This window comes from Pseudomonas sp. 8Z (assembly GCF_902506535.1).
Taxonomy (GTDB): Bacteria; Pseudomonadota; Gammaproteobacteria; order Pseudomonadales; family Pseudomonadaceae; genus Aquipseudomonas.
Genome location: NZ_LR733825.1, coordinates 361,769 through 382,986 on the forward strand (window position 1 = coordinate 361,769; position 21,218 = coordinate 382,986).

The window sequence follows — 21,218 nt, forward strand, 5'->3', positions numbered from 1 at the left end:
AGAGATGCATGAATTAACAGCACTGATTGGAATTGCCATCGCCCTTGCTATCGGCGCAATGAGCCCTGGCCCAAGTTTCCTAATTGTGGCTCAGACTTCTATAGCTCACGGTCGACGAGCGGGATTAAACACAGCCTTAGGAATGGGAATTGGCGCAACAATTTTTGCTATTGCAGCCCTATTGGGGCTTAGTGCTCTCTTTTCAGCGATTCCTGTACTTTATATCGTGTTAAAGATACTTGGTGGAGTCTATCTGATTTATTTGGGTTTCCGTATCTGGCAAGGGGCAACACATTCCCTTCCTGAAAAGGCACCTGTCGATGTTGCAGAAAAATATCATCGACATAAATACTTTGGCCTTGGTTTCACCACTCAAGTTAGCAACCCAAAAACAGCTATTGTCTATGCAAGCGTATTTGCTGCTTTAATGCCTAGCGCTGTCTCTGTTCAATTTATGCTAGCGGTTTTGGTGTGTGTATTTTTTATTGAGGCTGGTTGGTATGTCATCGTCGCACTCACTTTGTCAGCGAAAAAGTGGCGAGAGGGGTATCTTGCCTACAAGAAATGGGTTGATCGAATGGCTGGCACTGTAATGGGTGTTCTTGGTGTTAAGTTGGCTTCATCTTTCGCATCATAAATGCCTAACAAACACATCAAAATCGCTCCACTACGTTCCGCTGGACCTCCTTGCGCTGCGCTCCAGTCGGCCTTTTATGTGGGCGTTATAGCGCTCTGGAGTCCATCGATATTAAAGAGGTCTTATGCAAATTGAATTAGATGTTATTGAATCTGAAAAACAGCTTCATATTCACCTTGCGAAGAAACTTGGCTTCCCCGATTTTTATGGACAAAACTGGGATGGGTTTTGGGACTCGATTACAGGTTTAGTTGTTCTGCCCGAGGAGATTCACTTCAAGGGAACTGAGGCATTTAAAATTGCTTTTCCCGATTCGTATCGCCAGTTAAGGCGATGTTTCGATGACTTAAATGCAGAAATACCATCCATAGCATGTAAAGTGTTATGGGAATAAAACGCTATAACAATCCAATGCAATTGACGCAGTCAACCTTCGCAGTTGCGGTTTGAAATTTTTTAAACGCTTTGGTTACGGTGCAATGCGCAATTGATTGGGGCGTTAGATGCTATGCGAATTTGGAGGCTCCACTTTGACCTATAACGCATTTGGGCTTAGCAGAGATATCTCATCTGATGTGAAGCGCCTTGTGCGCCAAAAATGTGGATTTGGTTGTGTTATCTGTGGTCTAGGTATAGTTCAGTATGAGCATGTAGATCCAGAGTTCAAGGATGCTCGCAAACACGATCCAGACGCTATTGCGCTTTTGTGCCCGCAATGTCACGCAAAGATCACTACAGGTATGTGGTCAAAGGCAAGAGTGAAATTAGCAATGCGAAATCCAAAGTGCTTACAGCAAGGCTATTCTAGAGAGTTCTTCGACATTGTTGATGATCATCCCTCTCTGCAATTTGGCGGTGTACTGTTGCGGAACTGCCCAACTCCAATAGCGGTGGCAGGGCATCCTTTGTTCAGTATCGAGCCACCCGAATATCCCGGCGAACCATTTAGGTTTTCTGGCCTTTTTACTGATTCTAATGGTCAAGTGACGCTATCTATCGAAGATAACGAATGGAAGGCGGCTACAAGATCATGGGACGTTGAGGTTAAAGCCAATTCAATCACCATTCGTGAAAAGGCAAGAAAAATTCATCTACTGTTGAAGGTTAATCCTCCAAAAGAGATCATTGTGGAGAGATTAGATATGGTGCTTGCGGGTCTGAGATTTGAAGCGAATGGTGATTTTCTCCGAGTGCATTTTCCAAATGGTGGGTGCAATGAATTTACATCGTGTATTGCCGATAATTGCATGATTGGTATGTCGTTTTAAAGCGAGTAGCCTGGGTAGAGCAAAGCGAAACCCAGGACTGGCTGATGGGTTTCGCTTTGCTCTACCCATCCTACGATTCTGTAAGGCTATCACGTGGCGCAAATATCCAGCGAGTAGCCCGAATTAATAGGGGCGGAGTCATTGATTCGTAGGAGGTATCATCATCTATGACCCTGCCTCCACTGATCACGTCGCTCTTGCTTTGGAGGTGCTTGCTTTGACTACTCTTTGCGTTTTGATTTTATTTGGTTAAATGTAATAAGTGTTTGGCAGAAGGCGACAACATCTCCCATGGTTCTAATGGAGTGGAGCGCTGGCCCCCATTCTTCTGGATCGCCCTCAAAATGATGAACCTGAAGCCAGCCCTCTTCTGCAGCCCTCGGGTGATTAGAATTTTTTACTTTGAAGGCTATCCCATGCTTGGATCGATCAAAGTATATGTAAATGGAGGAGTCCGTCTCTTTTCCTTCCGTCTGATAACCGTATTCTGAACCTATCTGCAGTATCAGCTTTTTTGCTAGTGCTCTATCCATGTAATGCTCGGCGGTCGATGGCTGATGTTCTGTTGGATTTATGCTGGTTCGACTTCAAGTATGAATGTGTCCCTAGCTATGTTGCCAATAGTGTTAGTGGCGACCGAGTCGAACGTGGCGCCTACGATGCCACCAAGAAGGGGCACGGCCTTTCCTAGATTGATAACGCCCTTTTCACCGAATTTTGTGAGAAGGCGGAAGCCAACGCGTTGGTTTATGGCTGTTATAGTTTTACCGCTGATGTTTTTTATTGCGCTTTCCGTAAGCTTTCTACCCACTACAATTCCTACATCTTTCAGTATGTCTTTTGCTGCATTGCCAGTGAGGCATGCATAGACCAAAGATTTGACTCTGTCGTCATTGAGGTTGTGTCCGCCCATGTGTGCTATTGCGGATATCATGCGTATCTGGACGTACATGACGCTTGTTATATTTGCGGGGATCATGACGGGCATGGTTATTAGGCCGCCTAGTCCAGTTAAAAAGCCGGAAGTCCCTGCTTTTGTGTTCTGCCACCTGATGAGCGAGTTGGCCTGATCCCGGCGTGAGCCATTTTGCTTCATGTAGTCACTGGCAAGTTCGCTAGCGGAGTCAAGTCCTGGCACACCGTTCACGGCTTTATCGTAGGCCCAGTCAAGGGCTTGCATGATTTTGTTTTCTGTTATTTTTTCTTTCATATATATGTCCTTATATTTTTTAATAAGAAATGTAGAGAACCTTAGCGTGCATAGTGCCGCTGGCTGTCTAATGGGGAAGGATGAGAGGGGTAGCTGTTCCTTGGCTAAATTTAGCTGGATGGCACTGTGCCACTCCTTGTCGGCAACCATATTACGTTGTCATGCAACAGGCAAGTCGCCTAGGCATCGCACTGCGCGATCCAAGTTGCATGGTCAGGGTGGGTTTCGCTTTGCTCGACCTATCCTACGACTTTGTAACGCTGCCGCGTGGCGCAAACCTCCAGCAAGCAGCCCTTACACCCACCGCAAAACCGGTGGATGAAAAGAGCGTCATCCACCCTACAGTTAAACTCTAAACTTTCAGGCGTAGGGTGGATAACGCGAAGCTTATCCACCACTTGCGGCACGTATGCAGTGCCCGCGTTTAAATAAACACCCCCACCAGCACAACCATCCATAGCAATGCGCCCGGAATGATGAACAGCAGGTTTTGGCCGCTGATCCGTGCATTGCTTTGGCCGTTGTCATCGACGCTGGCTTGGTTGGCTTGCTGTTGGATCTGTGCCAGGGGTACCGCCGGGGCCATGATGCAGCCGATTAATAGCAGCAGATCAAGAGCGCTGCTTTGCACCTCCATGCGTGACAGGCCATTGCTGGTGAATACCAGCACGACATAAATCCAGGCCGTGCCCGAGTAAGCCCATGATCCCAGGCCTTGGCGCTGCTTGTGCTCGCTGATCAGGCGGCACAGTGAGTGGGTGTAGAAAATATGAAAGATCGAGCGCGCCGCCGGCATGATGTGTTTCGGCAGCATCGCGGTGCGCTGGCTGTCCCACTGTTTGTAGAACCAGTAGATGGCGTAAATGCCGAAGGTGAAGAAATACAGCAGGTAGAGTTTGTTCTCTGAGGTGACGAAGAAGGCGTTACGGGAGGGGGATTGTTCGTCCAGCAGTTCGGCTTTGGGGGGCTGATACAGGTTGTCCATTGACCTGGCTCCGATTGACGGGTGGGAGGCTCGCATCCGGCGAGTGTTTGTAGGGCACCTCTAACAACTACCTCGGCTTTGGCTTCCTGCGTCGCTCTACCTCCTGCATCCATGCAGTCGTGCGTTGCCATCGCTGCGTTAAAAACAGGCTCGTGCGCGAGTCCGATCAAAATGCTCATTTACAACGCGTAAACCCGAGTGCGGGCCCAGTGCTTTTTTCGCCTGTTTTTGCGGGGCCGCCATCGGTATTGCGCTGGCTGCCTCGCTGACGTTGTTAGAGGCGCCCTGTAGCGGGCAGCAGTATACGAATGTCAGGGTGTTCTGGCTGTGCGCTCTGGCGCATCAGGCCCGATCGCGTTGCGGCATGGCTCCCACGCCGGAGCGTGGGAGCTATCGCCTAGTGGTTTTGCTGGTCAGGCGCTTACCAGGGCAGCGGATTGCCTTGGTAATCCAGATAGCGCAAGCCAGTTTGGCCGACGGCGGCGCTGACCTGTTCGACCATGCCCTTGCAACTGCTGTCGATATCCAGCGGGGCGTTGGCGCCGCCCATGTCGGTGCGTACCCAGCCTGGGTGCATCAGCAGCACGCCGAGCTTGGGGTTGTCCTGGCCGCGCACGAAAGATTGCACGAGGTGGTTGAGGGCGGCCTTGCTGGCGCCGTATAGCGGCATGCCCATGCCTGCGCCGGTCTCGATGCTGCCGAGGATCGAGCTCATGAATACGATCAGTCCGTGCTCGGCGGCCAGGTTTGGCAGCAGGCGCTCGGCCACGCGCAGCGGGGCGACGGCGTTGGTGAGGAACAGGTGGCCCATTTCCTCGGCGGTGGCCTGGGCGTTGCTGTGGTGGTCGGGCCCGGCGACGCCGGCGTTGACGAAGATGACGTCGAAGCGTTGCCCGTCGAGGCGATTGGACAGTTGTTCGAGGCTGGCCGGGGCGGTCATTTCCAACTCTTCCACGCGCACGCCGAGTTCTTGCAGCGGGGCTTGCTGCGCGGCGCGGCGCACGGTGGCGGTCACGGCCCAGCCTTGGGCGGTAAATTCACTGGCCAGGCCAAGGCCGAGGCCGCGGGAGGCTCCGATGATCAGGATGGATCGGGAGGCAGTCATTTCAGGCTCCATGAGGGTGAAAAGGACGCGCCAGCATAACCCACTTAGTCGCTCAGCCAGGCGCCTTGGCTGCGGCCATGGCCGGTGTCGCGGTCATACTGGCGCTCCTGTTCGGCATGCCGTTGCAACACGGCGTTGGCGCGCTGGTTGGCCTGTTGTTGCAGCTCGGCGCAACTGGGGTATTCCGGCGTTGCCAGCAGGGCCGCGTCGATTTCGGCGGCGGCGGCCTGGCCGATGCGGTAGTGCCCTTGTTCGTGTTCGCGCAGGGCTTGCAGGTATTGGGCGAAGCGCTGGCGTTGTGCGGCGTCACCGCCGCCAAGGCGTGGCAGGGTCATCTGCGTGAGCAGTTGGGTGCGGGTCAGTGTCAGGCGGCAGCGGCCATCGCGTTCTTCTTGCCACCAGTAGTTCCAGGTTACGTTCCAGCGGGTGTAGGCGTGGTAGGTCTGGCCGTCCTGGCGGATCGTCGAGGCTTGGTTGACCGCCTCACGCAGGGAGTCCCCAGCCTTGATTTGCACGTCGTAGTAGCGGTACTGCAAACGGTCTTCCACCTCTGCCTGTGCGAGCAGGGGGAGGGCCAGCAGCAGAGCGAGGCTGAGGCGCTTCATAGGCTGTGCAACTGTTCGCGGCCACGGCTGATATCGCCCAGCAGGCGTTCCAGCTCTGCGCGCTCGGCGGGGGCCACGGCCAGGTGCAGGCGGGCGCCGGTGGCGTCGTAGTCTTCGCCTTCGATCAGGCTGTCGAAGTCGTTCAGGCGTGCCTTGAACAGCGCCAGTTCGGCGAACTGCAAATGACAGGTGAAGGCCTGGCGCACGATCAGTTCGCGCCGCTCGCCCGCTTGCAGGCATTTGGCTGCGCTGCCGCCGTAGGCGCGGGCCAGGCCACCGGTGCCGAGCTGGATGCCGCCGTACCAGCGGATCACCAGCACCGCCACCTGATCGCAGTCTTGCCCTTCGATGGCGGCGAGGATGGGGCGGCCAGCGGTGCCGCCGGGTTCGCCGTCGTCGTTGAAGCGGTACTGGTTGCCCACCTTCCACGCCCAGCAGTTGTGCGAGGCGGCCAGGTCGCTGTGGCGCTCGATAAAGGCTTGCGCGTCGGCGGCGCTGGCGACCGGGGCGGCGAGGGCGAGGAAGCGGCTCTTGCGGATTTCCTCGCGGTATTCGCAAGGGCCGAGCAGGGTACTGGGCATGTTGGTTGGCCGGGCAATAAAAAACGCCCGCCAGTATAAGCCTGGCGGGCGTTGCTCTACCCAGGGCGATTTCAGGCGCCGATCACGCCACCGTCGTCGCGGCGGATCATCACCACCGAGGAGCGCGGGCGCATGCCGTCGCGGTGGTCGGGGAAGCTGGACTTGCCGTCTTCGCCCGGATGCTGCACGCCGACGAACATCGTGCGTTGATCCGGGCTGAAGGCCAGGCCGGTGATCTCGCAGCCGCGCGGGCCGACCAGGAAGCGACGCATCTCGCCGCTGACCGGGTCGGCGCAGAGCATCTGGTTGTTGCCCATGCCCGCGTAATCGCCGCTGTCGCCGTAGTTGCCATCGGTGAGCACCCAGAGGCGGCCATCCTTGTCGAAGCCGAGGCCGTCGGGGCTGTTGAACATGTTGTCGGCGTTGACGTTGGCCGAGCCGGCGTTGGGCGTGCCGGGGTGCACCACCGGGTTGCCGGCGACCACGAACAGATCCCAGGTGAAGCGCTCGGCGCCTGCGTCGTCACTGGCTTCACGCCAGCGCAGGATTTGCCCGTAGACGTTGTTGGCGCGCGGGTTGGCGCCGTCCACCGGCTGGTCTTCGTTGCCGCGTTTGACGTTGTTGGTCAGGGTGCAATAGACCTGGCCATCTTTCGGGCTGACGGCGATCCACTCCGGGCGGTCCATGCGCGTGGCGCCCACATGGGTGCCGGCAGCGCGGGCGCGGATCAGCACGTCGCCGTGGTCGCTGAAGCCGTGCTCGGGGGTCAGGCCGTTTTCGCCGAAGCTGAGCTTGATCCATTTGCCTTCGCCGCGCGGCTGCAGGGCTTGACCGCCGAGGTGCGCGACGTACAGATCACCATGGTCGAGCAGGTGGCGATTGGCTTTGGGGTTGCTCTTGTCGAGGCGGTCACGGCTGATGAACTTGTAGATGAACTCGCCGCGCTCGTCGTCGCCCATGTACACCACCACGCGACCGTCGCGGGTTTCGGTGAGGGCGGCGTTCTCGTGCTTGAAGCGGCCCAGCGCGGTGCGCTTGATCGGCTTGGAGTCCGGGTCGAACGGGTCGATCTCGGTGATCCAGCCGTGGCGGTTGACCTCGTTGGGGTGGCGCGAGATGTCGAAGCGTTCGTCGTACTGGTGCCAGTGGTTGTCGCTGGCGCCTTCGAGGTTGACGCTGTAGCGCTTGAGCGCCGGGCTCAGGGCCAGCTTGGCATCGGTGCTGCCGAAGCAGTCGGTGAAGTTCTCTTCGCAGGTCAGATAGGTGCCCCACGGCGTCATGCCGCTGGAGCAGTTCTGGAAGGTGCCGAGCACTTCGATGCCGGACGGATCGGCTTTGGTCTTCATCAGCTCATGGCCACGCGCCGGGCCGCTGATTTCCATGGGCAGGTTGGCGTGCACGCGGCGGTTGTAGCGCGAGCCCTGGACGAACTGCCAGGCGCCGCCAGCATCACGTTTGACTTCGATGACGGTAACGCCGACGGCGGCCTGCGCCTTGCGCACATCTTCCAGCGACTGCGGCGGCTTGCCGTGCTGCAGCAGGTATTGGTAGTTGCAGTATTCGTTGTTGATCGCCATGAGCGCGCGGTTGGCGTCGCCCGGCCAGGGGAAGAAGCTCATGCCGTCGTTGTTTTCGCCGAACTGGCCGAGCTGCTCTTTGGCGTTATGGCTGCCATCGCCGCGATAGGGCGTGGAGTCGGCATGCAGCGGCTGGCCCCAACTGATCAGCACGTCGAAGCGATAGCCTGGCGGCAGGGTGATGGTATCGGCGGTGCTGGCGGCGATGTTGTCGAAGCCGAGCAGCGGGCTGGCGCTGATGGCATTGGCCAGTGCGCTGCGGCCCAACGGGCTGCCGGCAAGGAACAAGGCTGCGCCGGCCAGGGCGCCGGTGCCGATGAAACGACGCCGGCTCAGTACCAGGCGCTCTAGGTCAGTCAGTTCTTGGTTGTTGTCCATCAGGGCTGCTCTCCTCAACAGGTGGAGGGCAGCCTAGTGGGCGAATGTGACGGCCTTATGAAGCCTTGGTTGCAGGGGTGAGGCCGCAGCCTTTGAGGATGATGTGCACCAGTTGGTCGGCGGCTTGCTCGAAGTCCTGCTTGGTCAGGCGCGAGCACTGTTTGACGCGGCAGATCTGCGAGGCGAAGTCGGCGTAATGCTGGGTGCTGCTCCACAGCAGGAAGATCAGGTGCATGGGGTCGACGGCGTCCATCTTGCCGGCGGCGATCCAGGCTTCGAACACGGCCGCGCGGCCACGGAACCAGTCCAGGTAGTTCTGGTTGAAGTATTGCGACAGGCATTCGCCGCCGCTGATTACTTCCATGGCGAAGATGCGCGAGGCCTTCGGCTGGCGGCGGGAGAACTCCATCTTGGCGCGGATGTAGCGCTCCATGGCTTCGGCTGGGTCATCGTCGACGGTCAGGTTGTTGAAGGTGCTGTCCCACAGTTCGAGGATGTTGCTCAGCACCGCCAGGTACAGCCCCAACTTGTTGTTGAAGTAGTAGTGCAGGTTGGCCTTGGGCAGGCCGACGTTCTGCGCGATGGTGTTCATGCTGGTGCCCTTGAAGCCGTGCCGGGCGAACTCTTCCTCGGCGGCCTTGATGATGGCCTCTTCGTTCTTCTGGCGGATGCGACCGGCGGGTTTTTCGTGGGCGGTGTGAGCATGGACTTCGAAGGTCATGGGCGTTTCCGAACTGATCGTGGAGCGGAGCGAGTGCACTGATACTCCAGTGTCTCTTGGGTGACAAGCGTTATGGCAGGAAATCTATACGGCGGCCTGTCGGCTTTACCTCGCGATAGACACCAGGCGCGGCCGTAGTCCCGCCAGTGAGTCAGACTCTGAACGCCGCGATCAGCCCGTGCAGGTCACGGGTCATGCCGCTCAGCTCGTCGCTGACGTGCACCGTGCTCTGCGCCTCGTGGGCGTTGCTCTCGCTCAGGGTCTTGATCTCCAGGGTGTTCTGTTCCACGCCTTGCACCACCGCTGCCTGCTGCTCGGCGGCTGAGGCGATCTGGATGTTGTGATCGATGATCTGATCCATGCTGCCGGTAATGGATTCGAAGATGTTCGCCGTCAGGGTCACCTGCTCGACGCTTTGCGCCGCACTTTCGTGGCTGCCGCGAATGGTCTTGACCGCATTGCCGACCTGCTGGCGCAGGCGGCCAATGGTTTGGTCGATCTCGCCGGTCAGCTCATGCGAGCGGATCGCCAGGCTGCGCACCTCGTCGGCGACCACGGCAAAGCCACGGCCTTGCTCACCGGCACGCGCGGCCTCGATGGCGGCGTTGAGCGCGAGCAGGTTGGTTTGCTCGGCGACGCTCTTGATCAGGCCGACGGCTTTGACGATTTCCTGGCTTTCCTGCTCCACCGAGGTGATGGCGCCGATGGAGTTGTCCATTTCAGTGAACAACTGGTTGATCCGGGCCACGGCGTGGTCGACCTGCACACGGCCTTCGCGGCACTTTTCACCGGCATTGTTGGCCTTGTCGGCGGTGACCTGAGAGCTTTGGCTGACTTCCTGCACGTTGCTCACCAGCTCGCTCATCGAGGTGGCGATCAGCTCCAGCTCGCTGGCCTGGCGCTCGACGCTGCGCTGACTGGTGGACGCGCTTTCGGCGACATTCTGCGCCTTGCCCAGGGTGCTTTCGGAGAAGCGCACCACCTCGGTGATGAGCTGGCGCATACGCGCCTGCATGTCGTTGAAGTCCTTGGCCAGATCGCCCAGCTCGTCGCGGGCGGCGGTGCTGACCTGCTGGCGCAGATCGCCGTCTGCCATGCGCCGGGTGCCATCGGTCAGGTCGCGAATGGCGCCGCGTACCGACAGGTAGAAACCGATGAACAGGTACAGCAGCAGCGCCACCACCAGGGTCATGGTGCCGGCCCAGAGCAGCAGCTCGCGCAGGTTGGCGTCGGCGCGTGCTTGCAGCAGGGCGGTGGTTTCGCCGAGCAGCAATTCACTGGCTTGATCGAGCTGGGCAACCTGGGGGGCGTAGGCGTCGTAGCGCTGCTGCCATTGCTCGGTCGCCTGTTGGTCGAAGTAGCCGCTTTTGGTGTATGGCTCGATGATCTCGCGTTTGTAGCGCTCGGCAGCCGCCAGGGCCGCCTCGCTCATCAACTGGCGCGCCTGCGCGTTGCCTTTGCCCTGCGCGTTGTCGCCATACAGCGAGATGCTGCCGAGCTGGTTGATGATGGTTGGCCGCGTCGAGGATTCGAGAAAGCCATAGGCGGTCATGTAGCTGGCATAGGTGCGGGTCTGCATCAGGGCCTGATAAAGCGGCAGCAGCTCGTTCAGTAGCAGGTCGATGTTGCGGTAGATGCTCGGGTCGCTGTCCTGGCGCAGGCGCGAAATGGCGGCAATCTCATGAATGTTGCTCTGTAGCACCTTGATGAAGCGATCATGCTCGATCATCTGCGCGCTCAGCCCTTGCACGGAGATTTTCTTGTCCGGTGCGGTGCCCTTGGCGCTGTCGCCCAGGGCGAACTCGGCGAAGGTGCCGCTTTGCAGCCAAGCGTCGAGGCTTTGGCTCTGCTGCTGGTAAGCCTGGGTCTGGCGCTCGATGGCTTGCTTGGCATCGTCCTTGTTGCGTGCATAGCCGATGACTTGCATGGCGGCCATTTCCAGCGCCTGGCGGTAGACCGGCAGGTAGCGCTGCAGGGCTTGCAGGCCCTGCAGTTCATGCTGCGAGGCTCGCAGCGTGTGATTCACGTCCAGCAATTTGCTGGTCGACAACCAGCAGTACGGCAGCATGAAGATCGCGAAGATCAGCAGGAATTTCTGGGCATAGCGCGCGCGGTTCATCAACGCCAGAACCGGTTTGAAGAAAAACATCATGGCCCCTCGACAACCTGGGAAATCATGGCGGCGCCAGTAATACAGCAGGCGCCGTCTGAGTGATGGCGAGCGTCATGGCGGACGCTCTGGCCAGTTGCCAGCAAGAAGCTTGCCGTCATTAATTCGGCGGCAGTGAATTGACCAGCAATGTCATCGTCATTCCGGTGGCGTGGTGCGCTCCAGTGGCAGCAGCAGGTTCAAGACGATGGCAGTCAGGCCGCCGCTGGTGATGGCGGAACCGAACACGTTCTGCACCAATTTGGGCATCTGATTCAGCAGCTCCGGCTGGCTGGAAATACCCAGGCCAATGCCGAAACTGGTGGCCATGATCAGCAGGCTGCGTCGATCCATCGGCGCCTGGCCAAGGATGCGGATGCCGGCGGCGGCCACCGTGCCGAACATCACCAGTGTGGCGCCGCCGAGCACCGGCTTGGGAATCTGCTGCAGCACTGCGCCGAGCATGGGGAACAGCCCGAGCACGATCAGCAACGCGCCGATGTAGTAGCCAACGTGGCGGCTGGCCACGCCGGAGAGCTGAATCACGCCGTTGTTCTGGCTGAAGGTGGTGTTGGGGAAGGTGTTGAATACGGCGGCGATCAGCGAGCTGACGCCATCACCGAACACGCCGCCCTTGATGCGTTGCAGATACTGCGGCCCGTTGATCGGCTGGCGCGAGATCATGCAGTTGGCGGTCAGATCGCCGGTGGTTTCGATGGCGGTGATCAGGTAGATCAGCGCCACCGGCACGAAGGCCATCCAGTCGAAGGCGAAACCGTAGCGAAAGGGTATCGGTAGGCTGATCAGTGGCAGCTCCGGCAGCGCCTTGGGCACCAGCACGCCGCTCAGCCAGGCCACCAGCGAGCCCAGCAGCAGGCCGATGATGATGGCCGACAGGCGTAGCCAGGGATTGCTCAGGCGGTTGAGGGCGATGATGGTGGCCAGCACCAGCACACCCAGCGCCAGATTGGCCGGTGCGCCGAAGTTTTCCGCTTGGGCGCCGCCGCCGAGGTCGGTGATGCCGACCTTGATCAGGCTGATACCGATGATGGTGATGACGATGCCGGTCACCAGCGGCGTGACGATGCGCTGCAAGCGCCCGATGAAGCGGCTCAGCACCATCTCGATAAAGGCGCCGAAGAAACACACACCGAAGATCATCGCCAGAATCTCATCCGCGCTGCCGCCGCGCGCCTTGACCAGCATGCCCGCCGCCAGCACGGCGCTGAGAAAGGCGAAGCTGGTGCCCTGCACGCAGATCATCCCGGCGCCGATGCCGAACGGTCGGCGAGCCTGGATCAGCGTGCCGACCCCCGACACCATCAAGCCCATGCTGATCAGATAGGGCAGTTGCTCGTGCAGGCCGAGTACGCCACCGATGATCAGCGTCGGCGTGACGATGCCGACAAAGCAGGCCAGCACATGCTGCAGTGCGGCGAAAAAGGCCGGCAGCGGGGCAGGGCGGTCATCCAGGCCGTAGATCAGGTCGCTATGGGTGGGGTGTTCGGGGCTCATGGCGCATTCTCGTGATGGGCTGCAGGGGCGGGCCAGGATTGGCGTCGGGCTGCCAGGCTGGCAGCGGCTGTCGGCGCGGATGCAAAAAGCTGTCCATCTGATCAGTTTCGGTGGCCGCCATGAGACAAACCGGCGCAGTGCTTTGGATACGATTTTTGAAGTTTTTGTGCGCTATATCCTTATCGATTTGCCTTGTGCACTGTATTGGTTCGCACCGCTCTGCGGTAGTGCAATGTCAGGCCTCTGCCAGTGCATCGACAAAGCTCTCCAGCACCAGATGGGCGCGACGGCCCTTGCGCGTAACCGCTGCCAGGTTGATGTCGTAAAAGCGCTCGCTGGGCTTGAGCGCGCGCAGACGCCCCTGCTGCACCCAGGCCTGGGCGTAATGATCGGGCAGGTAGCCGATATAGCGCCCGGTGAGGATGAGAAAAGCCATGCCTTCGCGATCCGAGGCGCTGGCGGTGCAGTTCAGCGCCTGGTAGTGGCTCTGCACCTCGGGCGGCACGCGGAAGGTCGGCGCGATGGCTTCCTGGGCGTTGAGCCTTTCGTCTGCAAGCTGCTGGTCGTCGACATAAAACAGCGGGTGGCCGACGGCGCAGTAAAGCAGCGAGCGCTCGCCGTACAGCGTCAGGTATTCCAGACCCGAGAGGGCGCCGACCTGCGGCACCACGCCGATGTGCAGGCGGCCATCGAGCACGCCCTGTTCCACTTCTGACGGCGGCGTCATGCGGATATTGACGCGCACATCCGGCCCTTGCTCCTTGAGGCGGGCCAGGGCGTGGGTGATACGCATATGCGGGACTGTCACCAGATTATCGGTCAGGCCGATGTTCAGCTCACCGCGCAGGTGCTGGTGCAGACCGTTGACCTCGGTGCGAAAGCTCTCCAGCGCCGCCAGCAGTTGCAGGGTGCTCTGGTAAACCTCGCGGCCTTCCTCGGTCAGGGCGAAACCGGCGCGGCCGCGCTGGCACAGGCGCAGGCCGAGGCGTTGCTCCAGATCGCTCATCTGCTGGCTGATGGCCGAGCGGCCGATACCCAACGCGCTCTCGGCAGCAGAAAAACCGCCGCACTCCACTACGCTGCGAAACAGCTTGAGCAGGCGGATTTCAAAGTCACTGACCTGGGCCAGCGGATCGGGACGGCGGCTGCTCATTTGTTTAGTGAACCTTGAACTGAAGATAAGAAGAGTGCTGTTTTACTGACTCTATGCCCGTGGCACCTTTGCTGGCAACTGATGCCCTTACTCGTAGGAGCGGCTTCAGCCGCGATGGCTGTCGATTCTCGCGGCTAAAGCCCTCCCACAAAGCCCCCGATCACGCCGCCACTGCCGAGGCCACCCCGATGAACATGCCGCAGACCGCAACCCCGTCCCTGGCCAGCCAGCTCAAGCTGGATGCGCACTGGATGCCGTTCTCCGCCAACCGCGCCTTCCAGCGTGACCCACGTTTGATCGTGGCCGCCGAAGGCAACTGGCTGACCGACGATAGCGGGCGCAAGGTCTATGACAGCCTGTCCGGCCTATGGACCTGCGGCGCCGGCCACTCGCGCAAGGAAATTCAGGAGGCCGTGGCCAAGCAACTCGGCACCCTCGACTACTCGCCGGGCTTTCAGCACGGCCACCCACTGTCGTTCAAGTTGGCCGAAGAAGTCGCCGACCTGATGCCGGGCGAGCTGAACCACGTCTTCTTCACCGGCTCCGGCTCCGAGTGTGCCGACACCGCGGTGAAGATGGCCAAGGCCTACTGGCGCCTGAAAGGTCAGCCGGCCAAGACCAAGTTCATTGGCCGCGCCCGTGGTTACCACGGCGTCAACATCGCCGGCACCTCGCTCGGCGGCATCGGCGGCAACCGCAAGATGTACGGCCAGTTCATGGATGCCGACCACCTGCCGCACACCCTGCAACCGCATCTGGCCTTCACCAAGGGCATGGCCGAAACTGGCGGCGTGGAACTGGCCAACGAACTGCTCAAGCTGATCGAACTGCACGACGCCTCCAACATCGCCGCCGTCATCGTCGAACCGATGTCCGGCTCTGCGGGCGCCATCGTGCCGCCGGTGGGCTACCTGCAGCGCCTGCGCGAAATCTGCACGCAGCACAACATCCTGCTGATCTTCGATGAGGTCATCACCGGCTTTGGCCGCATGGGCAAGTGGAGCGGCGCGGAGTACTTCGGCGTCACCCCGGATCTGATGAACGTCGCCAAGCAAATCACCAACGGCGCCATCCCGCTCGGTGCGGTAATCGCCAGCAGCGAGATCTACACCACTTTCATGCAGCAGCCGTCGCCGGAGCACATGATCGAGTTCACTCACGGCTACACCTATTCGGCGCACCCGGTCGCCTGCGCCGCCGGCCTGGCGACGCTGGAACTGCTCAAGCGCGAGAACCTGATCCAGCAAGCCGCCGAACTGGCGCCCAAGTTCGAGGCCGCCTTGCATGGCCTCAAAGGCGCCAAGCACGTCGTCGACATCCGCAACTGCGGCCTGGCCGGTGCGCTGCAAATCGCCCCGCGTGACGGCGATGCGGTGATCCGCCCTTACGAGGCCGGTATCGCCCTGTGGAAGGCCGGCTTCTACGTGCGCTTCGGCGGCGACACCCTGCAGTTCGGCCCAACCTTCAACGCCAAGATCGAAGACCTCGACCGCGTGTTCAACGCCGTTGGCGACGTGCTGAACACACTCGACTGATTCCTGTGGGAGGGGCTTTAGCCGCGACGCTCACTCAGTCGTGGCTGAAGCCCCTCCCACCCACCTGACTTTGGAGATTCCCATGAGCCACATCCCGCACCTGATCAACGGCGAGCGCGTTGCCGGCACCGGCCGCACCGCCCCGGTATTCAACCCGTCCACCGGCGACTCCACCGCCGCCGTCGGCCTGGCCGACCGCGCCACCTTGCAACTGGCCATCGACGCCGCCAAGGCTGCCTTCCCGGCCTGGCGCAACACCCCGGCGGCAAAGCGCGCGCAGATCATGTTCCGCTTCAAGCAACTGCTGGAGCAGAACGAGAACGAAATCGCCGCGCTGATCAGCGCCGAGCACGGCAAGACCATCGAAGACGCCATCGGCGAACTCAAGCGCGGCATCGAGAACGTCGAATTTGCCTGCGCCGCCCCGGAAATTCTCAAGGGCGAGTACAGCCGCAACGTCGGCCCGAACATCGACGCCTGGACCGACCTGCAGCCGGTTGGTGTGGTGGCTGGCATCACCCCGTTCAACTTCCCGGCCATGGTGCCGCTGTGGATGTACCCGCTGGCCATCGTCTGCGGCAACTGCTTCATCCTCAAACCCTCCGAGCGAGACCCCAGTTCCACCCTGTTCATCGCCGAGCTGCTGAACCAGGCCGGTCTGCCCAAGGGCGTGCTGAACGTGGTCAACGGCGACAAGGACGCGGTCGACGGCCTGATCGAAGCGCCCGAGGTCAAGGCCCTGAGCTTCGTCGGCTCGACGCCGATTGCCGAATACATCTACAGCGAAGGCACCAAGCGCGGCAAACGCGTGCAGGCCCTCGGTGGCGCCAAGAACCACGCCGTGCTGATGCCCGACGCGGACCTGGACAATGCCGTCAGCGCGCTGATGGGCGCGGCCTACGGCTCCTGCGGCGAGCGCTGCATGGCCATCTCGGTGGCCGTGTGCGTGGGCGACCAGATCGCCGATGCACTGGTGGAGAAGATCGTCCCGCAGATCCAGGCGCTGAAGATCGGTGCCGGTACTTCCTGCGGCCTGGACATGGGCCCGCTGGTCACCGCCGCGGCGCGCGACAAGGTCAAGGGCTACATCGATGCCGGCGTGGCGCAGGGCGCCAAGCTGGTGGTCGACGGTCGCGATCTGGTGGTGCCGGGTAACGAAAACGGCTTTTTCGTCGGCGGCACCCTGTTCGACCAGGTGACCCCGGACATGACCATCTACACCGACGAAATCTTCGGCCCGGTGCTGTGCATCGTCCGCGTCGGCAGCCTGGAGCAGGCCATGCAACTGATCAACGATCACGAGTACGGCAACGGCACCTGCATCTTTACCCGTGACGGTGAAGCCGCGCGCCTGTTCTGCGACGAGATCGAAGTGGGCATGGTCGGCGTCAACGTGCCGCTGCCGGTGCCGGTGAGCTACCACAGCTTCGGCGGCTGGAAGCGCTCGCTGTTCGGCGACCTGCACGCCTACGGCCCGGACGGCGTGCGCTTCTACACCCGCAAGAAAGCCATCACCCAACGCTGGCCGGCGCGCAAGAGCCACGAAGCGGCGCAGTTCGCCTTCCCCAGCAATGGCTGAGTGAGCACTTTCTCCGGTAGCCTGGGTAGAGCGAAGCGAAACCCAGGGAACGGTTGACGGGCTTCGCCGAGCTCTACCCCTCTACGGGTTGCATTCCCGTAGCCTGGGTAGAACGCAGCGAAACCCGGGAAAGGGTCGATGGGTTTCGCCGAGCTCTACCCATCCTACGGTTTCACCCAACCACCTCAACCGCCTCGCTCTCCACCCGGCCACTCGTCATCACCACCTGCCCAATCCGTCGGCAACAATCCTGCCGCCACGTAACGATGAAACGATGACCACGGCCAATCGATGACACGTTCCACATAGCCGTGGTTACGTGGATTGTGATGGATGTAATCGACATGCCGGGCGAAGTCTTGCTCATCGCGAATCCGATGCTCCCAATAACGTCGTTGCCAGATTCCCCGCTCGCCTTTGCCGCGCCGGCTGGCGGAGATCGATTCACCATAGGGAAGCTGGCGAGAAAACCCGCTCTTGATCTGACGCCAACGCAGCGCGAAGTCGGCATCACCTGGCGGCAGCGTACAGATGGCATGCAAGTGCTCAGGGAGAATGACGATGGCATCGATCGCCCAGGGATGCCGACGCATCACATCCGCGAAGCTCGCACGTAGCAAATCGAAGCGATCAATCAACAAACGACTCTGCCGATCCGCCAGATTGACGGTAAAAAACCACGTAGCTCCGGGCGTGTTGTCGCGACGATAAAGCACCATGGCGCGCAATCCTTTGCAGACAGCTCAATGCCCTTGAGCGTAGCCTGGGTAGAGCGAAGCGAAACCCGGGGAAGGGTTGATGGGTTTCGCGGAGCTCTACCCATCCTACGGGCTCAGGCGTTTCAGGCTCTGCACCGAACTGCTCGATGCCGCTTGCGAGGCGTAAGCTGAAACGGCGAAACATCCATAGCCGTTGTCACGGGCAGGGCAGGTGGCTGCCGGAAAATAACCCTGTGGGAGCGGCTTCAGCCGCGAAAGAGTTGGCAGCCACTCAGGCGTTTCAGGCTCTGCACTTCGGCCTCGCTCTGGCATTAACTGGGCCTCTCTGTTTCGCCCCCTCGGGCGAGTTCCTTTTGGCAAACGCCGGATGGCCGGCCCCGCCAAAAGGAACCAAAAGGTTTATGCCCCACCATCCGGAACTAGGCGTCCCCGTCATGCTGCGCTCGACTTCCCTCACTCCATCGTCGCTCCGAGGGCCCGACCTAGGCGGCCCCCCGACGAAGGGCCATCCCTGGCCCATCGCGGCTCTCGGCTTTGGCATCCTGCGTCGCTCTACCTCCTACATCCATGTAGTCGTCGCGGCATCCATGCCGCTCAACCCTCTACGGATGGTCTGAAATAGCCCGACATTTCCGGCCGACTTCGACCTCTGCCGATTTTGAACGCACCGACCAGTCAAAACCGGTCAGGTTGTCCGCTCAGCGCTTCGTTTTTGGCCGTCACGAGCACCTCGTAGCGGCCATTCCTCACATTACAGGTGTACCTCTCCTGCGGTAGTCAGCAAATGTCGGCGCGTCATCCATAGGTTCGACAGGGCAAACAAGGTCATCAGATGAGCCGTGTTCTTCGCCAGACCTCGGAAGCGCGTCTTCATGTAGCCGAACTGCCGCTTGATCACCCGGAACGGGTGTTCAACCTTGGCACGCACCTGGGCCTTGGCTTTCTCAATCTTGCGTCTGGCTTTGTAGAGCGGATTGTTCTTGCCCAGCTTCTTGTACGTGCTCCGGCGCGCCGCAATCTGCCAGATGACTTCGCGTCCTTCATGCTCAAGCCGCTTCTCGACGCCGGTGTACCCAGCATCGGCCGCAACCATGTTCTCTTGGCCGTGCAGCAGTTTGTCGACCTGAGTAACGTCTGCAACATTGGCTGCCGTCCCGACCACGCTGTGCACCAGACCCGATTCCTCATCGACACCAATGTGAGCCTTCATGCCGAAGTAATACTGGTTGCCCTTCTTGGTCTGGTGCATTTCCGGGTCGCGCTTGCCGTCCTTGTTCTTCGTCGAACTGGGGGCATGGATCAACGTGGCATCGACGATGGTGCCTTGGCGCAGCGACAGGCCACGATCGCCCAGGTAGCCATTGATCACGCCAAGGATGCCGACCGCCAGCTCATGTTTCTCCAACAAACGACGGAAGTTGAGGATGGTGGTTTCGTCGGGAATGCGCTCCAGGCTTAGCCCAGCGAACTGACGCAGGATGGTCGTCTCGTACAGCGCTTCTTCCATAGCAGGATCGCTGTAGCCGAACCAGTTCTGCATCAGGTGCACACGCAGCATCGCCATCAGCGGGTAGGCTGGACGGCCGCCGTCACCCTTCGGGTAATGCGGTTCGATCAAGGCAAGCAACCCCTTCCACGGCACCACCTGATCCATCTCGATCAGGAACAATTCTTTGCGGGTCTGCTTGCGCTTACCTGCGTACTCGGCGTCGGCGAAGGTCATCTGCTTCATGGAAAAACTCGGCTGGCGGGATCAGCGTATTTCAACAGATTCGGGAAGTCTTTTTCAGACCATCCTTAGCGGCTTAGAAAACCAGTTATCTTCAACGCTCAGAAGCTACTGTTCGTTTGTGGCCGGTTCGAGCCCGTCATCAACCGGCTGGAGTCGGCCAATAGCGGGCGGTCTGCTTGAAAATATCTGTTCTTTTTTCCTTCGAACGCCGAGAGAGCGGTCAAGGCAAAGCAGGAGGGCTTCAGAGAAAAACACGCGCTCTGGGCAAGCCCTAGCGGTATCGCCCGTTCCCAGCTCTTGCTAGATCAGGTGCGACTTGCCCGTAAGCCGGGGCGATTAACACAGCTCACATACTGACCCTATACAGGGTGGTCAGAATCGTCATCAAGGCGTGCAATGCATGCGTCGAGCAATTGATGTAGCGAAACAACGCAGTCAAGGCCTAGTAGGTCATTGAGTGCCTCCTGAGCCTCTTTCCATGCACGCTGCCCTTCGGCCTGCTTTATGCGACCCGCTTCTGTCACGTCGACAAGACGACTACGAGCATCGCTGCCCGCTCCAATCGACAACCATCCTTGGCCAACCAACGGCTGCATATTGCGGGTCAGGGTCGAGGCATCCATCTGCATATGCTTGGCAAGGTCACTCGGCCGAACAGGCCCAAGCCTGACGACCCGTGACAATAGGGCGTACTGAGTGTTCTTCAATCCGGATTCGGCAACGTAGCGATCGTAGTGACGCGTCACCATACGATTGAGCTGACGAAGCTTCAGATTTGTACAGCCCTGGGGCTTGATAGTGGTCTGCATGCGGTATATTGTATCTGCAAGTGTTGCATATGCAACTATTGGTGAAGTAGGTAATCCTATGGAAGTCGCCCAAGTCTTCGCCCGACGGCAAGCGGATGGAGCTCCTATTAGCTCTCTAGTGCTGGAGGTCGACGCCACACCTCAAGATCAGATCGCAGGACTGTCTGATATGGAAGTATTCGAAGCCATTTTCGCTGGCCATTTTCCTCTCGCGCCCATCAGAGCATCACGCGACTTTATTCCAAATCACATGACACCAAGCTTTGCGATTCTCCAAGGTCGGGCACAGCGCGGGCAATATAACTCGCGGGGTACCGTACATGGTGGTTGTTTCGCTACCTTGCTCGACTCTCGGTTACGCTATGAGGTGCACTCCCCTCTGCCAGCCAGGCCGGGCTACACCACACTGAAACACGGTGCGCCCCTTAGCGATCGCATGCCGATGGTGCGTGCGAAGGGTAAAGTAATCCGTGTAGGGTACAAATTGGCCACTGCCAAGGGACGGATCTTCGGTCCAGACGGCGAACCATATGCACACGTGACCGCGGCTTGCCTGACCTTCCATCACTTAGTACCTATTAACCCGGCAATCTAACAGGGCAAGTAGCGATTGAGCCGTAAAGTCATAAATCATATGAAAAATATGCTTTTCTCCACAGGGCATAGAGGTCCTATTTGGTTGCCGCGTTAATATCTCTGAATCAATGAACCAGCTTGATGCCGCTCTCGATCTGCTGGGGCGAGCACCTATTGGCGCCTGTAACCATCTACAGAGATATACGGCGACACAGAACGATGGAATTGCCACACTTGGTGATACTTCGTAGCGTGAAAAAAATCTATAGACGCCATTAATACTTATGGCGCTGGTTCAGCGCTTCATATCGATTATTACTCAATCGAGCGATATATAGCGCATGCAATTTAACTATTTCATGAGGCTAATTAATCGCAGCACCA

The 21,218-nt window shown here is 59.4% G+C and carries 19 protein-coding genes and 1 pseudogene; 5 read left to right on the forward strand and 15 right to left on the reverse strand.

Features of this window, described 5'->3' with window-relative positions; genetic code table 11:
* The first annotated feature begins 4 nt into the window (after nt 1-4).
* From AERO9A_RS05900 to AERO9A_RS05910, 3 genes are all read left to right on the forward strand, one after another.
* A complete protein-coding gene (locus AERO9A_RS05900; protein WP_159971004.1) occupies nt 5-637 on the forward strand; it encodes a LysE family translocator in 633 nt (210 codons plus the stop codon).
* Between the two features lie 124 nt (nt 638-761).
* A complete protein-coding gene (locus AERO9A_RS05905) occupies nt 762-1,031 on the forward strand; it encodes a barstar family protein (RefSeq protein ID WP_159971005.1) in 270 nt (89 codons plus the stop codon).
* A gap of 136 nt (nt 1,032-1,167) precedes the next feature.
* Nucleotides 1,168-1,905, forward strand: a complete 738-nt coding sequence (locus AERO9A_RS05910; RefSeq protein ID WP_159971006.1) for an HNH endonuclease signature motif containing protein — start codon at nt 1,168-1,170, stop codon at nt 1,903-1,905.
* Nucleotides 1,906-2,126: 221 nt separating this feature from the next.
* Here the strand turns inward: AERO9A_RS05910 and AERO9A_RS05915 are convergent, their stop codons facing one another.
* The 12 genes and pseudogenes from AERO9A_RS05915 to AERO9A_RS05965 form a co-directional block, all read right to left on the reverse strand.
* Entirely contained in the window at nt 2,127-2,438 is a 312-nt protein-coding gene (locus AERO9A_RS05915; protein WP_159971007.1) for a hypothetical protein, read from the reverse strand.
* Nucleotides 2,439-2,476: 38 nt separating this feature from the next.
* Nucleotides 2,477-3,265 (reverse strand): EcsC family protein, encoded by a 789-nt coding sequence (locus AERO9A_RS05920; RefSeq protein ID WP_256665871.1) that lies wholly within the window; start codon nt 3,263-3,265, stop codon nt 2,477-2,479.
* A gap of 274 nt (nt 3,266-3,539) precedes the next feature.
* Complete coding sequence (locus AERO9A_RS05925) at nt 3,540-4,100, reverse strand: MFS transporter permease (RefSeq protein WP_159971008.1); 561 nt, start codon at nt 4,098-4,100, stop codon at nt 3,540-3,542.
* Nucleotides 4,101-4,521: 421 nt separating this feature from the next.
* A complete protein-coding gene (locus tag AERO9A_RS05930) occupies nt 4,522-5,205 on the reverse strand; it encodes an SDR family oxidoreductase (protein ID WP_159971009.1) in 684 nt (227 codons plus the stop codon).
* A gap of 44 nt (nt 5,206-5,249) precedes the next feature.
* Nucleotides 5,250-5,810, reverse strand: a complete 561-nt coding sequence (locus AERO9A_RS05935; protein WP_159971010.1) for a DUF922 domain-containing protein — start codon at nt 5,808-5,810, stop codon at nt 5,250-5,252.
* A complete protein-coding gene (locus tag AERO9A_RS05940; RefSeq protein WP_159971011.1) occupies nt 5,807-6,391 on the reverse strand; it encodes a YigZ family protein in 585 nt (194 codons plus the stop codon). The genes AERO9A_RS05935 and AERO9A_RS05940 overlap by 4 nt, the downstream gene beginning before the upstream one ends.
* A 71-nt stretch (nt 6,392-6,462) precedes the next feature.
* Nucleotides 6,463-8,346: a PhoX family phosphatase gene (locus AERO9A_RS05945; RefSeq protein WP_159971012.1), complete on the reverse strand. Its 1,884-nt coding sequence runs from the start codon at nt 8,344-8,346 to the stop codon at nt 6,463-6,465.
* 55 nt (nt 8,347-8,401) lie between these two features.
* On the reverse strand, nt 8,402-9,067 hold the full coding sequence (locus tag AERO9A_RS05950) for a TetR/AcrR family transcriptional regulator (RefSeq protein WP_159971013.1): 666 nt from the start codon (nt 9,065-9,067) through the stop codon (nt 8,402-8,404).
* A gap of 151 nt (nt 9,068-9,218) precedes the next feature.
* Nucleotides 9,219-10,082, reverse strand: coding sequence for a methyl-accepting chemotaxis protein (locus AERO9A_RS22725; protein WP_372239651.1), 864 nt, complete (start codon nt 10,080-10,082; stop codon nt 9,219-9,221).
* Nucleotides 10,074-11,219: pseudogene (locus AERO9A_RS22730) on the reverse strand (HAMP domain-containing protein); the annotation flags it as partial. The pseudogene AERO9A_RS22730 and the gene AERO9A_RS22725, both read right to left, overlap by 9 nt.
* 156 nt (nt 11,220-11,375) lie before the next feature.
* Complete coding sequence (locus tag AERO9A_RS05960; protein ID WP_159971014.1) at nt 11,376-12,731, reverse strand: uracil-xanthine permease family protein; 1,356 nt, start codon at nt 12,729-12,731, stop codon at nt 11,376-11,378.
* Between the two features lie 235 nt (nt 12,732-12,966).
* On the reverse strand, nt 12,967-13,884 hold the full coding sequence (locus tag AERO9A_RS05965) for a LysR family transcriptional regulator (RefSeq protein WP_159971015.1): 918 nt from the start codon (nt 13,882-13,884) through the stop codon (nt 12,967-12,969).
* Nucleotides 13,885-14,072: 188 nt separating this feature from the next.
* Here AERO9A_RS05965 and AERO9A_RS05970 point away from each other — a divergent pair, with 188 nt between their 5' ends.
* Both AERO9A_RS05970 and AERO9A_RS05975 read left to right on the forward strand, forming a co-directional pair.
* Nucleotides 14,073-15,419: an aspartate aminotransferase family protein gene (locus AERO9A_RS05970; protein ID WP_159971016.1), complete on the forward strand. Its 1,347-nt coding sequence runs from the start codon at nt 14,073-14,075 to the stop codon at nt 15,417-15,419.
* A gap of 82 nt (nt 15,420-15,501) precedes the next feature.
* Nucleotides 15,502-16,998, forward strand: a complete 1,497-nt coding sequence (locus AERO9A_RS05975) for a CoA-acylating methylmalonate-semialdehyde dehydrogenase (RefSeq protein ID WP_159971017.1) — start codon at nt 15,502-15,504, stop codon at nt 16,996-16,998.
* Nucleotides 16,999-17,183: 185 nt separating this feature from the next.
* On the opposite strand, the gene AERO9A_RS05980 is transcribed toward AERO9A_RS05975, so the two are convergent.
* The 3 genes from AERO9A_RS05980 to AERO9A_RS05990 form a co-directional block, all read right to left on the reverse strand.
* Nucleotides 17,184-17,717: a transposase gene (locus AERO9A_RS05980; protein ID WP_159971018.1), complete on the reverse strand. Its 534-nt coding sequence runs from the start codon at nt 17,715-17,717 to the stop codon at nt 17,184-17,186.
* 751 nt (nt 17,718-18,468) lie between these two features.
* Nucleotides 18,469-19,449: an IS5 family transposase gene (locus tag AERO9A_RS05985; protein ID WP_159971019.1), complete on the reverse strand. Its 981-nt coding sequence runs from the start codon at nt 19,447-19,449 to the stop codon at nt 18,469-18,471.
* 359 nt (nt 19,450-19,808) lie between these two features.
* The gene (locus tag AERO9A_RS05990) at nt 19,809-20,258 is read right to left on the reverse strand and encodes a MarR family winged helix-turn-helix transcriptional regulator (protein WP_159971020.1); all 450 of its coding nucleotides are present in this window, start codon (nt 20,256-20,258) and stop codon (nt 19,809-19,811) included.
* Nucleotides 20,259-21,218: the final 960 nt, after the last annotated feature.